The following is a 15,141-nucleotide window of genomic DNA, read 5'->3' on the forward strand; positions in this document are numbered from 1 at the left end:
GACAATGGCCATAATAGCCTCCATCATAGCGGCCAAAGGCAGTGGGTGGGAGATCCCCCCAAATCCCCCACTATCCTTTAACGCAGACCACTTGCTTCAAGGTGGCAACCACCTCTACCAAGTCGGACTGATTCGCCATCACTTCTTCAATCGGCTTGTAGGCCCCAGGAATTTCATCCAGAATTCCCTTGTCCTTGCGGCACTCCACCCCTTGGGTTTGTTCAATCAAATCATCCAGGGTAAAGTGCTTTTTCGCCTTGGTTCGAGACATGGTCCGCCCCGCTCCGTGGCTACAAGAGCAATAGCTTTCCAGATTCCCCTTGCCTTTGACAATATAGGACTTCGCGCCCATGGAACCGGGAATGATGCCGTAGTCTTCTTGGCGAGCCCGGACCGCCCCTTTACGGGTGACATAGACCTGCTCTCCATAGTGCATCTCTTGCTCCGCATAGTTGTGATGACAGTTAACGGATAGCACTGGCTTGGTGGGTTTGCCCCCAGCCAAATGCTTCTCCACAATTCGCTTAAAGCGGGCCATCATTACCTCTCGGTTATAGCGGGCATAGTCTTGAGCCCACTGCAAGTCCCGCCAATAGGCGGCAAATTCAGGAGTACCCGCCACAAAGTAGGCCAAATCGAGATCCGGCAATTTCATCTCCGCCAGCTTAGCTAGCTCCTTCGCCGTTCTGATATGGTTTTGGGCCAGCATATTGCCAATATTGCGGGAGCCGGAATGCAGCATTAGCCACACCTGATCGCCCGAATCCACACAGACTTCAATAAAATGGTTGCCTCCGCCCAAGGAGCCCATTTGCCGCAAGGCTTTCTTTTCCAGGTGCTGCACCCCAAAATGAAGATGCTTAAAGTCCTGCCAGCGCTGCCAGTTGTAGACCGACTTATCCGCTTCGTCGTTTTGGTTAAAGCCTACCGGAATCGTGGCCTCAATATCCAAGCGGATTTGCTTCAGGACTTTGCTGTTAAGCTGATCGGCTGTGAAAGGCGTTTGCATCGCCCCCATGCCACAACCAATATCAACGCCCACGGCTGCTGGGATGACGGCATCCTTGGTGGCAACGACAGATCCCACTAAAGCCCCTTTGCCCAGATGCACGTCTGGCATCAAGGCCACATGCTTATAGACAAACGGCAAGGAGGCAACGTTCTTGGCCATTTGGGTCTCTGCTGGCCCCAAATCATGATTGGCCCAGGACAGGACTGGCTTTGGTGCTGATAAGTTGAGCGGTTGGAAAGACATATCCTGAACCCAAATGAAAAGTGTACCTCTGCATTCCTAGAGACGATGATGTTGTGTTTCTAGGGAGATGCATCTGTAGTATACATACTACAAAAATTTTCCCTGTTTGGCAAATCTCTTGCTTTAACGCTGTCACCTGTGTAGAAGGGCAGACACTCGGCACTGGGAGAACTTTTTCAGCCTTGCTGGCCTTTTAAACTGAAACATGCGCCCTCGATACCGCCTGTCCACAACTGTTTGTAAAATTGGCAAGGCAGAGAGGGAACGATCAGAACAGTAAGCTGTAGCGGTCCCGACTTTTGGCCCAACTGTTGGAAATTGGCCCCTAGTGAAGCTAGGTTGAATGCTATGAGTGATGATGCCGCCTCCTGCAAATACTGTGGTTAAACTCCCCCACCAGATCGAACAATTCGTTGGCGATATTCGAGCCCCTCATAAACTGCGCTTCTCCAAAGGCTTGATCGGACGCTGGCCCAGAATTGCCGTTTTGCTGATCAGTGATTTTGCCGCATTAGGTATCTCCTGGGAAATTGCGGCACGATTCAATGAATTTTATGCACCCATTCCTGAACGTTTAATTTGGTGGTATTGGCTAGGGCTGCCCAGTCTATTTTGGGTCTTTTCAGGGTTGATGATGGTGGTCTTTGCCTGTGGGGGGTTGTATAACACCTCAGGGGCCTGGAAGCATTACGTGCGGGCAGGCCAGTTAGTAAGCTTATCCTACCTATGGTCCTTGGTCATCAGCTATTTTTATGACCCCAAACTGGATGCACCGCGCTCTCTTTTTTTTACAGCTTGGTTTAGCAGCATCATCATGGTGATTGGCTTACGATTAATCACCACGCTTGTATTAGAACAAATTGGTTTGTTCCACCGCAGTAAAATTCCGGTTTTTATTATTGCGCCCGCAGAGCGGCTACCTGTTCTCGCACAGGTGATCAAGCAACAATCTCAATATCGGATTGTCGGAGCAGCGCTCTCTTCTACGGCGAATGCGAACAGTATGATGCAGCTTATCTGTAAAACGCCAGCAATCGAAGTATTGGCTGAGGGGTTGCCGCCCACAGAGTTAGCCTCGATGCTGTATTGGCAACTGAGGCGAGAAGGGATCACCCTCCGTCTACTGCCTTCCAGTGTGGAAATGCTCCATCGACGGGGTATTCCTGACATGTTTGCCCATATCCCCACTTTGCGAACGGAAGCGCCTTTATTAGGTGGGTTAGATTATCAAGTCAAACGTTTAATTGATATTGCGGCGGCGCTCGGGTTGCTGATCTTGCTGATTCCTGTTTTTGTTGGTGTTGCGATCGCAATTAAGTTGACTGCTCCAGGCCCCGTCTTTTTTTGTCAAGAACGAGTCGGTCTGGGGGGAAACATCTTTCAGATGTGGAAGTTCAGAACCATGGTCACCAATGCGGAGGCGTTGCAGGTCCAGCTGGAATCTCAAAATCAGAACCAGGATGGCATCCTCTTCAAGGTCAAAGATGATCCACGTCTGACGCAGATCGGAAAGTTCTTGCGGCGCACTAGCATGGATGAACTGCCTCAACTTATTAATGTCTTTTGGGGACAAATGAGTCTTGTGGGTCCCCGCCCTCTCCCCATTCGCGATGTCGAGCGCTTTGACTCTTGGCACCATATTCGCCACCATGTCGTACCAGGGATGACAGGATTATGGCAAATCTCAGGCCGCTCCAAAGTGGGCAATTTTAACGAGGCAGCAAGATTGGACTTGTACTATATCGACAACTGGTCGCTGAACCTTGATTTAGAAATTTTGGTAGAAACAGCAAGAATCGTACTGTTCGGCTATGGTGCGTACTGAAGCGAAATATACCCACCATAAAAATAAAGTCCCTTCGGTATTAACGACCATCGTGCCAATAAAGGGTTAGACTCGTTAATTTGCGTCTTGCTCTTTCGAGACAAGTTGCCGTTTCGAGGACTTAACTGAGCTATACGGGGGGATCGATAGCCCATCTGTATACGAGTATAAACTGAATTATCCTCCATGACTACAAAAAGCTATTAAATTTCTATTTACATTAACCTGTAGAAATACATAAAATCCATACAACCTTTACAGGGAAAAGATTACGGGATTTTAACATTCCATTACAATACGCATTTTTGAGGTTGCTGAATGCCAGACTATTTTGCTGGACTTAAAAAGTGATATAGATCACATTGGGGCCTGGTCAAACCATTAAACTTCTGTCAGTGCAAAACAGTCATCCACGGCTGCTGAACGTTATAATCCCAAGCCTTGGACAACAATAGTCTGCTTAGGTGATATTTCCTCATAATCCTGCGCAATTGAATGGCTCACTGTTATTAAGCTTCGGCCTCGCTCACCGATCAGAGTTTCCGGTTAACATTGCGGTTGCCCTTTATTAAGGGCTGGATACTCTGACCAGGCTAACCCCCTGTTGGTTCCCCAAGGATGGGATGAATATTTGCGACATAGCACCAGAAACCCCGATGGGCCAGCTATCATACCCACGGGAAAACTCAGCCCGTGGGTAATGCTCAAAATATCCATCATTTCGAAGGCCGATGCAACTACACCTCTTGTAAAGCAGCAGACTGCTGGAGAAGGTTCACTAGCTCATCGATTCCTTTCTTAATCCGACGAGTAACAGTGACAGGGCTAACCCCAATCTTCTGGGCCACTTCTTGACGAGAGAGTTGATGGACAAAAACAGACTCAATCATTTCTCGGGTGCGATCTTCTAGCTGATCCAGCGCCTGCTGAAGTTCCAAGCGATCTTCTTGATTGGTTTGCATAATTTGGCACCGAGCATCCATCAGGGTATCGCCCAGGGTCATCATGGAATCGGACTGTTGATGATGGCCAGAAGAGACCCGCGCATTTAAGCTCAGGGGCACACGATTGGAAGTCGCCAGCTTCACAGCCCGCCATTCTTTCATGGACAGATTCAGCTCATCGGCAATTTCTTGGTCACTGGGGGTACGTCCAAATTCCATTGTCAAAGCCTGGCGAACTTTGGCACCATCGCGGCTGAGCTGTTGCCAACGGCGAGGAATGCGAACAGTATTGGCGCGATCGCGGAGAAAGTGGAGAATTTCGCCTCTAATATAAGGGACAGCAAAGGAGCTAAAGGCATACCCCTGGGACGGATCAAATCGTTCAATCGCAGTAATCAACCCCAGACAACCACATTGCTCTAAATCTTCATAGGGTTCGGCACATTGATGCGCTAAGCGGTGAGCCACTTTACGGACTAATCCCATATTCAGACGAACGAGACGATTTCGAAGCTGAACGGAGGGCTTCTGGCGATAAGCAACCAGCATCTCCATTGTTTGGGACTGTAGGGAAGTTTGATAAGCCATAGTTTATTCGTCCTAATGTCCTGTACCTGGCAATTATTATGGAGATACTCAGTGAATAAAACCATCGTTAAAATACGGGACTTTATAAAAGCCATTGAAAGACACCTCCGTATTTACACTTAAGTGTTTTCTCTGAGATCTCTTTTACATTTGGAAACAAAGAAGCGTATATCCATAGAAAATATGGAAAATCATTCTTTTTTGGAGGAATAACCCTTTATATATCAAGCATACAGGTTAATTGACTCAAGGAAGGTCTAATCGTTGACATTACGGAAGAATAGCCATCTTTTCTCTAATCCTCATCTGCTATTGGTCTCCGTATATACCCGAGAATTACGGATCCCCCCCAACCGTTGCCTTCCTACTTTTTGAAGAGATAAGGCAAAATATAGAGGTAGCAGACCGATAAGAAAGTTTGTTTTAAAAGAGGAAGTCCGTGAGTAATACCAGTAATTTTCGTGACGCCATTCGTGAGGCCAAACAAAACGCCCTTGTTGGCCCCAATGTCATTTCAAATGCCCTTCCCTTCCTAGGCGGGGGCCTAGTTTTAACCGCTGTCGGCGCATGGGGCGGCTTAGAAGTTATTTCTGACTTTGGCCTCCAAACTTACAGTGCCACTAGTCTGCCAGCCATGATTCTGTTCTTTGTCCTGGCCTTTATTTCCCAAAGAGCAGCCACTAAAGGTAATAACGACGTTGCCCTCCCTCTGTTGGCAACCTTTAGCATCGTCAGCGGCTATACCCTGTCCTTTCTAATTGAACTCGCTCTAAAAACGCCAGGCGTTGGCGAAACGGGGTTAGCCATTGCAGCGTTGAGTTGTGGCATCACCTTTATTGCTGCTCGCCCGATCGGTGCGAATTTATCAGATGAAGATGGGTTTGCACTGACCAAAACCTTTCAGCTCGGGTTAATCGCTTTACTCGTGGTCATGTTTGCCCAAGTCATCTGTATGTGGTTTGGCATTATTACCCCCAGCTGGATGGAAATTGGGATTTCTGGCATTGGCGTCTTGCTATTTGTGGGGTCAGCCGTTGTTGATTTCTTTGTTCTACCGAGAACCTATGAAGATGAACAATATCTATCTGCAGCCTTGTCGATGTATTTAACCTACGTCAATCTGTTTGTGTTTATCCTCAGGTTCTTGATTGCAATCAATAGCCGGGATTAACCGATTAGGTCGTTCATACATTGCTTTCAAGGGGTTGGACCATCATCCAGCCCCTTGAAACTTTTAAATCTTGCAATGCACCAGTGACAGATGGTTTGGGTCAGACGACAACCGTTAGGTTGGCCAGGGCGAGGGGTCTGAAGCATACCAACCAGCCCTATCCTTAATCTAGGGATTGTGAGAGCGATCGAGTTCAGCATCTGCCCAAGAAACAGGATCTTCTATGGGTTCTAGATGAGTCATCACGTGTGTGCCGGGCAAGGCTGTCATAATCGACTTTTCTAGGATGTCACACAATTCATGGCCTTTTTGGACCGTCCAATCGCCCGGAACCAACACATGAAACGAGACAAAATTACGTGCCCCAGCCACACGAGTTCGTAAGGCATGGAAGTGAATTCCTTGGGCTTGGTAAGCAGTAAGTGTCGCTCGAATAATGGCTTGATCCGCTTCTGGTAAAGCACTATCCATCAGCCCGGCCATTGTTTCCTGCAAAAGCTGAACCGATACCCAAGCAATATGAAGGGCAACCAATATAGCCATTAAGGGATCAAGGATTAACCACCCCGTCAACTTAACAACCACCAATCCGGCAACGACCCCCATAGAGGTCCAGACATCCGTTAACAGGTGGTGAGCGTCAGCCCGGAGGGTAATGGATCGCAACCTTTCTCCTGCTTTCAGCAGGATCAATGCGACACCGCCATTTACCAGGGATGCCACTAAGGACAAGCCTAACCCCACTTCTAACTCCGCCAGCGGTTGAGGATTGAAAACTCGGGGGATGGCCGTGATGCCAATGCCAATGGCGGCAACCAAGATGAGTACCCCCTCGAGGCCACTAGAAAAATATTCGGCTTTGGAATGGCCAAAGGTATGTTCTTTATCGGGGGGCTGGGCGGCGACTGTTAAGGCCCAAAAGGCGGCTAAAGCAGCAATCAGATTGACACTCGACTCGGCCACATCCGAAAACAACCCCACAGACGAGGTAAGCCGATAAGCACCAAACTTCAGCCCCATTGTAATCAGGGCAGCGGCAATTGATAGCAGAATATAGCGTCGGGCTGTTTGGTTGCCCGTCTTATTCTCTGTCTGTACCTTAGCCTTCATACCATAGCGCTTCGATTTTATGGGCCATATTGATGGCCATTGTCCGATCCTCAGAAGATAGCAACATTGTCGCATGTCCTAACTTCCGCCCAGGTCGAGCGTCGCTCTTGCCATACCAATGAACAGAGGTCTGCGGGAGAGCAGCAATGGCTCGTCTTTTGTGTAAATAATGATCGCTAGCCGTCTCAAACCCCAGTAAGTTCACCATGACGACACCTGCTGTGGTGAGGTGAGTTGGCCCCAAGGGTTGACCACTAATCGCGCGTAAATGCTGCTCAAATTGGGAGGTTGCGCAGGCATCAATGGTCAGATGGCCTGAATTATGAGTCCGTGGGGCAATTTCATTCACCCATACCTGATCATCAGCAGTTTGGAATAACTCAATCCCCACAATTCCAACAAAATTTAAATGCTCTAATATCTGGGATGCAATGCGATTGATCTGTGCTTGAGTGGTGGGTGACAGTTGAACAGGGGCAATGGCCCAATGGCAAACTTGATCGTGCTGATAGGTTTCAACAACGGGAAATAGTGAAATCTCGCCAGTGGCAGAGCGCGCTGCCATCACTGCCAGTTCTCGCGCAAAGGGAACAAAGGCTTCCACCATTAACACAGCAGGATCTTGGTTGGCCTGTTGCCAACACTGAGCGAGGTCTTTAGGTGTATGACAAATAAACGTGCCTTGGCCGTCATAGCCATGGCGTCGGGCCTTAATCACCACAGGAAAGTCAAAGGATGCGGGTAAGTGTTGGGTCTCAAGGGGCGCGAAGTTGGGAACGGGCAATCCTAGCTTGGCGAGAAAGGTGCGTTGTTCATACTTATCCAGTAAAGGCGTTAAGCTGGCCAAGCTGGGTCGAAAACAGACGTCTTCAGCGGCTAATGTTGCCAAGGCCTCTAAGTCAACAAACTCATTTTCGAAGGTGATCACTTGGCAATACTGGGCGAGCTTGGCAGTGGCGGCAATATCCGTAATCGGCGCTAGAATGGCCTGCTGTTCCAGATCAGTACTCTCCTGGAGGGCTGAATCAGAAGCATGGGGCGTTTGAATAATCAGATTGAGTCCTAAAGAGGGCGCTGCCTTGGTTAACATCCAAGCCAACTGACCACCCCCCAGTACACCAATCGTGTGAATTGGCGTTGGGAGTTGAGCAGATACGGCTGCGATCGCAAAATCAGACATGGGACTATAATGCTGGTTCAGCTTGCGGTTCTGACTCAGGCGCTTCTGCTGCTGCATCTTCATCCGGAACCCGTTCCGTATTGCCCATTGAGACCCACCCCTCCACAGACTCACCCTCTAGATCGGCTTCGAGCTTCTGCCATTTTTGGTCAGGCGATAGGTCAATCACCGTGACCGGCTCTTCGTACTCTAGAACCTTAATCACTTCTGCCTCTGACGACTTATCTTTTCGGAGAAATAGACCGTCAGGATAAATGACGACCGCAGGGTAAGGTTTCGGTTTAGAGGGGGTTGGTGTGGATTGAGTATCATTGGCGAACTTAGGTTTCGCAGGAACTGCGGAAAATCGGCCGAGATATAAGTATCCAGCGCCGACAACCACTCCCCCAACAACGGCCAAACCCAAGATGACACCAATGGCGATTTGAACGATCTGAGACGGTTTCATAGAGGCAGAGGACACAATGAGTCACATTCTAAGAGCAGAGGGAATTTTAGGGTTATTGGCATAAGGATCGATGTCTGCACACCCACCTCCTATTAGTCTGGTTGCTGCAGCTGCTGCTGAATGCGCAAGCTTAGTGTACTATGCTTGGACGCTAATCGCGCTTTCCCTGATGCCGCCCAATCTTGCAGAAATTCTACCTGTTCTTGAGCGGTACGGGCTAAAGGAATGATTTGGCTCGCGGCTTCTAAGATATCATCGGTCGTAAAATCTCGGTTTTGACTAAAGCCTAAATGCATCGCTTCAATCAGGCTTTGTTCCAACTCAGCCCCAGAGAAATCGGGGGTTTCGTAAGCTAAACGCTGTAAATCATATTGATTAAGGTTATGCGGACGAAGGCGAGATAAATGGACTGAAAAAATCGCTTCCCGCTCTTCTTTCGTCGGCAATCCCACAAAGAAAATCTCATCAAATCGTCCTTTTCTCAGCATTTCGGGGGGCAGAGACTGAATATTATTGGCCGTCGCCACCACAAAGACCGGGGACGTTTTCTCCGCCAGCCAGGTAATAAAGGTGCCAAAGACGCGGCTGGTTGTCCCTGAGTCTCCTCGACCATCGATGCCCGCAAAGGCTTTGTCAATTTCATCAATCCAAAGGATACAGGGGGCTAGGGCCTCGGAGAGCTGAATCATTTGTCGGGTTCGGGATTCTGATTCCCCCACCAGTCCGGCAAATAAACGCCCCACATCCAATCGCAATAGAGGTAGGTGCCAATGGTGGGCGATGGCTTTCGCCGTCAAGGATTTACCGGTGCCTTGAATGCCCACGAGTAATAGCCCCCGAGGATGAGGTAACCCATACTGTCGGGCCTTTTCGGAGAAGGATCCTCCCCGGCGTAGCAGCCAGTCTTTGAGATTATCGAGTCCACCGATATCAGAAATATTTTCCCGAGCAGGATAAAAATCTAGAATCTGAGTTTGGCGAATGGTTTGTCGTTTTTCTTCTAGGATCAGTTCCACATCATCTGCACTGAGTTGACCGTGGGTTGCGATCGCACGGGACAATACCCGTCGGATCCGATCCATGGTTAATCCCTGGCAAGAGCGGGCCAAATCATCTAAATCTTTACCCGTCAGAGAATGGGACGTGGCCGCCAGTAATCGTTCCACCTCAGCGCGAATATCATCCAGGTCTGGCAGGGGGAAATCAATCACATGCACCACTTCACTCAAGTCACTGGGAATGGCTAGCTCACTCGCTAGCAGCACCACATTTTTAGGTTGTGACTTTAGCAAACGAGCCAGATTTCGCAGCTTCCGAGACACCGCCACATCTTCGAGGAAACGGTTGAAATCTCGCAAGATAAAAATAGCCGGTGCAGACGCTGGTAACTGCTCGATCAGCTCCAGTGCTTGTAACGGATTGCGCTGACCAAATCCTGCATCCGTTGGATTGCCTTGATATCCATCTACAAAATCCCAGGTGTAAATCGCTCGATTCCCTTGTCGTTTACCAGAATCCGCAATGACTGTCTCGATTCGCTCTTCTTCGGACGTGGGAATATAAATAAGTGGATATCGGGCTCTGAGTAACAATTCAAACTCATGACTGAAGCTCATGGAACTAACCAGGGAGGGGTGAATATCTAGACGGTAAGAACACAGTGGTGATGGATACCCATCAATGCTGCCAAGATCCTACCGTTCGCGTGCCAATTTGATCTAGGTGTTGCAGAGAAGGGCATCGCTCTGGTGGGCTGGCAACCACACGCGCGGTGTAGGTAAACTGATAAAAAACTCCTTCAGAATTGCAGTACCCATAGGGGTAGACCAAAAGCTTTATGTAGCATAAAAAACGATTGAGCCAGTCGGGGGAACTGAATATGTCTATCATCCAATCTGAAGATTTAGAAGCACGAGGTCTACTGAACGATCAATCCTCTGCGCTCCAGATTCAAGGCAAATGGTTTAAGCCGGGTCCTGCCTTTACCAAATCCTTGCGTCAAGCCGCCATTGAGTTTTGTGAGGATGCCCGTTGCCAAGGACGGCAATACTTACTCGTTGAGTTTCCCACCTATTTCATGGCTTGGCAGCATTTGCGGCCCTATACCTCTGCTCAACCGTTCCAGACTCAGGGGGAAACAGAGTTATCGCGATCCTTGCAGGCAGACCTCGCAGTGCTTAGCCCTCATACAGCTCAGCGAACTGGACAACATCTCCCGCCGCGCTCCCCTTCTACGGGGCAATCGGAGGGAATCCGTGCCAACCTGGTTAATCGAGCCTTTATTAACCAATGCAGGACAGAACTCACCCTTCATGTGGGTCCTATGGCGACTTTTTTGATTCAAAAAACACTCAAGCAATCTCCTCAGATGACTCCCCAGCAATTAGTTGAATCACTCGCTCAGCAAATTCCGAACGAGAAAGCGGCCTTGCTGTTTCAGCAAGCATTACAGTCTGCATAAATGTCTGTATCAGAACCCATCCTTGGAGAAAAAATGTTTTTCCTGATACAGAATTAGAACGCTGTGAGTAAACTTATTTTGCATACAGAAGTCTGCACAATAACGTATCAGTCACTTCGCGCAAAATCAGTTTACTCTCACTGGACAGACATTTATACTAATAGAGAATAGACTCTTGATGACAGAGAAAATTGGAGAGGAGGGCTTTGCTTGCTACAGCTTGCTTAAGCAGGAGGATACCCTTGAGAATTGTCCAGATTCAAGATCTTCAGGCTCAAGGCATACAAAGCATTAATGAGCATCAGTTGTTATTTCATGGGCAACTGTTTCGCTTGGGGCCAAAAATTTCTAAAAAGCTAGAGAAAGCCGCATTAGAATATTGCCAAATTTGCTGCAAAGCCGGGCAGATCTGCCTGCTGCAAGAAGATGACTCCCATTGGATTGTGTGGAAGCAAGTTAGAAAAGTTAGATCACCAAGGGTGACTCAGCCAAGCTCCCCGCCAAACACGCTATCTTCTCAATTCCTGAATCGATGTAAGCAGGAGTTAGCCAACTGTATTGGTCCCATCGCTGAGGTGGTTCTGGAGCAAACGTTATCTGAACAGGGAACCGTCAACCTTGAGCCTCAGGAATTTATTGCTGCCTTAAGTCAGCGCATCCCCTCCCCCACCTTGGCCTCCGACTTTCACGACCATTGCCAACACGCAAGAGACGCAGAGGTGATAGCCTCCCGCATTCGCTCCATCAAACTCGATTCACCGGTCTCCAGATATACCTTCAACCAAAATAAGAGGGTTCATTCCCCAGTTTCCATTTGATATTGCAGCCAATACTCGGTTTTTGTTCTGAGGGAATGGGTTGATCGGTCAATACGGCATCTAAGGCAACTCGCAAATCTTGCCCTGTAATCATCAGGTTATTACTGGGACGGCTGTCATCGAGTTGCCCTCGATAGACCAGCTTACGGTCTGCATCAAAGACAAAAAAATCAGGGGTACAGGCTGCTGTGTAATGTTTAGCGATGTCCTGAGTTTCGTCAAAACACACCGGAAAATTAAACCCCAGACTGGTCGCCATGGCTAATAAATGCTCAGGATCATCCAAAGGATGGCTCTGAATATCATTGGCGCTAATCGCAACAATCCCTAAATTTTGGGATTGGTAATCTTGGCCAATTTTGGCCAGCTCGGATTGGACATGCTTTACAAATGGGCAATGTTGGCAAATAAACATCACCAATAAGGCTTTGCTAGTCGCAAATGTACCTAAAGAAATGGTTTGTCCACTGACAACATCTGGCAATTGAAAATCAGGAGCGGGGGTCCCGAGCGTCAACATCGTAGAAGCGGTTAAAACCATAATTTCTATCCTTGGGCAACATGCACACTTCTATTGTCGCTTGAGCGAACTCAGTTAACCAGTCTACCGCTGTTAACCCCATTGGCAACCGTCTAGCCTTCAAAGTTGCACTGATCTGCACTGATACGAGCTTTAGCACTTGAGCACCGTGATGTTATGGGCATGACGACAAACATAGAAGAAAATCCGTAAATATGTCATCGTGTTGGCAGAGCGAGTCTGCGTCATCAGTTGCGTAGAGTCCTGTCAATCCAACTAGGGTGTGCTAACACATGAGAAATTGGCAAACGCTTGAAACAACAGCCTTTGACCTAATCGTTATTGGGGGAGGAAGTAATGGAGCGGGTGTGGCCCGCGATGCGGCCTTACGCGGCATCCCAACCCTGTTAATCGATAAAGATGATTTTGGCAGTGGTACCACAGGCTGGTCCAGCCGTCTTATCCATGGCGGGTTGAGATATTTAGAGTACTTTGAGTTCAACTTGGTCCGAGAGTCGTTACGGGAGCGAGAAGTGTTGTTGCGGGTTGCCCCTCATCTAGTCAAACCGCTACAAATGTCTATTCCGGTCTATGCCAGTGGTTCCCGTAATTTCTGGGAAATTCAGGCGGGGATGCTCCTGTATGATTTATTGAGTTTTGATAAATCCCTTCCCAATCACCGCATTTTAAGTCTTCAAAAGTGTCAGCAGCTATTTCGGCATCTGAACCCTGATGGATTAAAAGGGGCTGCACAGTATTTTGATGCTCAGGTAGTCCGTGCAGAGCGGTTATGTTTAGAGCTAGTGCAGTCTGCCCAAGCAGCTGGAGCGCAGGCTCTCAACTACGTTAAAGTCACACAGCTCCATCACCAACATGGACGAGTCACAACGCTGACCTGTGAGGATCGGCTCACCGGTGACACCCATACCCTGCAATTATCTCCCCAAGCCGTTGTGATTAATACGGCAGGTCCGTGGGTGGATCAGGTCTTGGCTGGCATGCAGCCCAATGGCCACAGCCAAGATCGCAAAATTGGCGGTACCAAAGGTAGCCATATTATTGTGGACCCATTTCCCGGTGCTCCCAAGGCAGCCCTGTATGTGGAAGCAGCGGTAGATAACCGTCCTTTTTTCATTTTGCCCTGGGCTAATCAATATCTGATTGGGACAACAGATATCCGTTACGAGGGTGATCTGGATCGGGTCAAAGCTGAGAATGCCGAAATTGATTATTTATTATCTGAAACAAACCGGGTAATTCCCTGTGCGCAGCTCAGCCGCGCTGATATCCGCTTTACCTATGCAGGCGTTCGTCCCTTGCCCTACAGCGCAGGGAAAAAGACGAGCAGTATTACCCGTAGTCATGTGCTCTATGATCATGCGTCAGCCGGGATTAGCAACCTAATTTCCCTGATTGGAGGCAAGCTAACCACCTACCGACAAGTGGCGGAAGAAATGGTGGATGCAGCGTTGAAGAAGCAAGGACGACATGCTCCTTGCACAACCCAGCAAGAGCTGTTACCGGGGGCGATCGCACTCAACGATACGCTAATCGAAACCATGACCAGTAAATACCAAGCTGTCATGAGCAGGGAAGCCGTCTTTCATTTATTTTCTATCTACGGCAGTCAGGCGGTGCAAATTCTGGCATTGGTGGATCAAACCCCTGACCTCGCCGATCCGATCGTGCCTCATCTGCTAGATATCAAGGCGCAAGTGGTGTATGCGGTGCAAACAGAACAAGCGCACACTTTACTTGATATTTGTTTACGCCGCACCACGTTAGCCATGCAAACGAATTATGGTTTTGATGTATTGCCAGCGGTGACCGCGATTTTGCGACAGCACTGTGACTGGAGTGAGGCCGAGTGCGATCGCCAAATCCAACAGTATCACCACTACATTGAACTCAATAGTTTGCCTGACTTCGCCATGACTGAGCCAGCCTCATCGGTTTAAAGGATTGTGAACAACGATCTCTCCCCTGGAATCTCGCCAGAGAGTGAGGTGTCGCGTCAGTAGCAAACTCAATCAGGAACTGCCCTTCGCATCATCAATGTCTTGAACACTGGTGACTCTTGGGATGTGTCTAACACCGTTTTTGGCTGCGTTATTTGTTGCTCTTGGGAATAGCGTGAGTAAACGAGGATTGAGAAACCAAAAACCACAAGAATTGCTAATGGGTTTCTAAACGGCTTAACCATACAGACCTTCCTCATGAGCATTCCTTGAGTCTAGAACAAAATAGATTCTGGATTAGGAACTCATACCTATCATTAATTGTTTCTCATACCTTAAGGGCTGGATGGTGTTACCCCTGTCTTGTTTATGGGGATACCATCACAGTCTAGATTTTGTCTTTGGGCATCATAACCATAACCGTTGCAATTGCTTATCTCAGAATTGTTATGGTGGACAAACAATATCTTGAATCCATGCTGAACTCAAAACGCTTTTCTCGACACTTTGGTGCAGTTACTGTTGTCTGTATAACTTCCCTACTGGTGACAATTGGAGGGTGCTCCGCAAGTCAAACCCCTAATACATCATCAAGCCCTGAATCACGCGGAACTAGTGATGCTGTAGAACCAGAGCATCCCGAACCATCAACGAATACAACCAACAGTACTTTGGCTCAAGTAAAGCAATATCAGGACGTACCTCAAGCATTTCAAGGGGTATGGCAGGCTGATTTAGAACAATGTAGCGCCCCGGTTAGTGAAACTAGTCCATAGATCTGTAAATAGTTCATCAGTTATCCGTACGGAGTGAATCCCTTAAATTGCCACTGGAAAGGTTTGGCCATTGTGTGATTGCAATAT

Annotated in this window: 12 protein-coding genes and 1 riboswitch; of the genes, 5 read left to right on the plus strand and 7 right to left on the minus strand. The window is 48.4% G+C overall.

Going from position 1 to position 15,141, the window contains the following annotated elements; genetic code table 11:
- Positions 1 to 70 precede the first annotated feature (70 nt).
- Complete coding sequence (locus tag Q0986_RS09995) at positions 71 to 1,255, minus strand: RtcB family protein (RefSeq protein WP_299409135.1); 1,185 nt, start codon at positions 1,253 to 1,255, stop codon at positions 71 to 73.
- A 358-nt stretch (positions 1,256 to 1,613) separates the two neighbouring features.
- On the opposite strand from Q0986_RS09995, the gene Q0986_RS10000 reads away from it, so the two are divergent.
- Complete coding sequence (locus Q0986_RS10000; RefSeq protein ID WP_366918556.1) at positions 1,614 to 3,080, plus strand: sugar transferase; 1,467 nt, start codon at positions 1,614 to 1,616, stop codon at positions 3,078 to 3,080.
- Positions 3,081 to 3,113: 33 nt separating this feature from the next.
- Positions 3,114 to 3,200, minus strand: a riboswitch (cyclic di-GMP riboswitch).
- A 617-nt stretch (positions 3,201 to 3,817) separates the two neighbouring features.
- On the opposite strand, the gene Q0986_RS10005 is transcribed toward Q0986_RS10000, so the two are convergent.
- Positions 3,818 to 4,612: an RNA polymerase sigma factor SigF gene (locus tag Q0986_RS10005; protein ID WP_299409140.1), complete on the minus strand. Its 795-nt coding sequence runs from the start codon at positions 4,610 to 4,612 to the stop codon at positions 3,818 to 3,820.
- Between the two features lie 439 nt (positions 4,613 to 5,051).
- Between Q0986_RS10005 and Q0986_RS10010 the strand changes: the two genes are divergently transcribed.
- The gene (locus Q0986_RS10010; RefSeq protein WP_299409143.1) at positions 5,052 to 5,783 is read left to right on the plus strand and encodes a Bax inhibitor-1 family protein; all 732 of its coding nucleotides are present in this window, start codon (positions 5,052 to 5,054) and stop codon (positions 5,781 to 5,783) included.
- A gap of 168 nt (positions 5,784 to 5,951) precedes the next feature.
- Here Q0986_RS10010 and Q0986_RS10015 read toward each other — a convergent pair whose 3' ends face one another.
- From Q0986_RS10015 to Q0986_RS10030, 4 genes are all read right to left on the minus strand, one after another.
- Positions 5,952 to 6,893: a cation diffusion facilitator family transporter gene (locus Q0986_RS10015; RefSeq protein ID WP_299409147.1), complete on the minus strand. Its 942-nt coding sequence runs from the start codon at positions 6,891 to 6,893 to the stop codon at positions 5,952 to 5,954.
- Positions 6,883 to 8,073, minus strand: a complete 1,191-nt coding sequence (locus Q0986_RS10020) for a 5-(carboxyamino)imidazole ribonucleotide synthase (protein WP_366918557.1) — start codon at positions 8,071 to 8,073, stop codon at positions 6,883 to 6,885. Before Q0986_RS10020 ends, Q0986_RS10015 begins: the two co-directional genes overlap by 11 nt.
- A gap of 4 nt (positions 8,074 to 8,077) precedes the next feature.
- On the minus strand, positions 8,078 to 8,536 hold the full coding sequence (locus Q0986_RS10025) for an SH3 domain-containing protein (RefSeq protein WP_299409153.1): 459 nt from the start codon (positions 8,534 to 8,536) through the stop codon (positions 8,078 to 8,080).
- Positions 8,537 to 8,613: 77 nt separating this feature from the next.
- Positions 8,614 to 10,137 carry an AAA family ATPase gene (locus tag Q0986_RS10030; RefSeq protein WP_299409158.1) on the minus strand — a complete coding sequence of 508 codons (1,524 nt, stop codon included), beginning with the start codon at positions 10,135 to 10,137 and terminating at the stop codon, positions 8,614 to 8,616.
- A 263-nt stretch (positions 10,138 to 10,400) separates the two neighbouring features.
- Here Q0986_RS10030 and Q0986_RS10035 point away from each other — a divergent pair, with 263 nt between their 5' ends.
- The gene (locus tag Q0986_RS10035; RefSeq protein ID WP_299409161.1) at positions 10,401 to 10,982 is read left to right on the plus strand and encodes a hypothetical protein; all 582 of its coding nucleotides are present in this window, start codon (positions 10,401 to 10,403) and stop codon (positions 10,980 to 10,982) included.
- A gap of 242 nt (positions 10,983 to 11,224) precedes the next feature.
- Entirely contained in the window at positions 11,225 to 11,800 is a 576-nt protein-coding gene (locus Q0986_RS10040; RefSeq protein ID WP_299409164.1) for a hypothetical protein, read from the plus strand.
- On the opposite strand, the gene Q0986_RS10045 is transcribed toward Q0986_RS10040, so the two are convergent.
- Positions 11,760 to 12,341, minus strand: coding sequence for a thioredoxin family protein (locus tag Q0986_RS10045; protein WP_299409167.1), 582 nt, complete (start codon positions 12,339 to 12,341; stop codon positions 11,760 to 11,762). The two genes, Q0986_RS10040 and Q0986_RS10045, sit on opposite strands and share 41 nt — an antisense overlap.
- A gap of 272 nt (positions 12,342 to 12,613) precedes the next feature.
- Here Q0986_RS10045 and glpD point away from each other — a divergent pair, with 272 nt between their 5' ends.
- Positions 12,614 to 14,278 carry a glycerol-3-phosphate dehydrogenase gene (glpD, locus tag Q0986_RS10050; RefSeq protein WP_299409170.1) on the plus strand — a complete coding sequence of 555 codons (1,665 nt, stop codon included), beginning with the start codon at positions 12,614 to 12,616 and terminating at the stop codon, positions 14,276 to 14,278.
- Positions 14,279 to 15,141 lie beyond the last annotated feature (863 nt).

It is taken from the genome of Acaryochloris sp. IP29b_bin.148, assembly GCF_028285565.1.
Taxonomy (GTDB): domain Bacteria; phylum Cyanobacteriota; class Cyanobacteriia; order Thermosynechococcales; family Thermosynechococcaceae; genus Acaryochloris.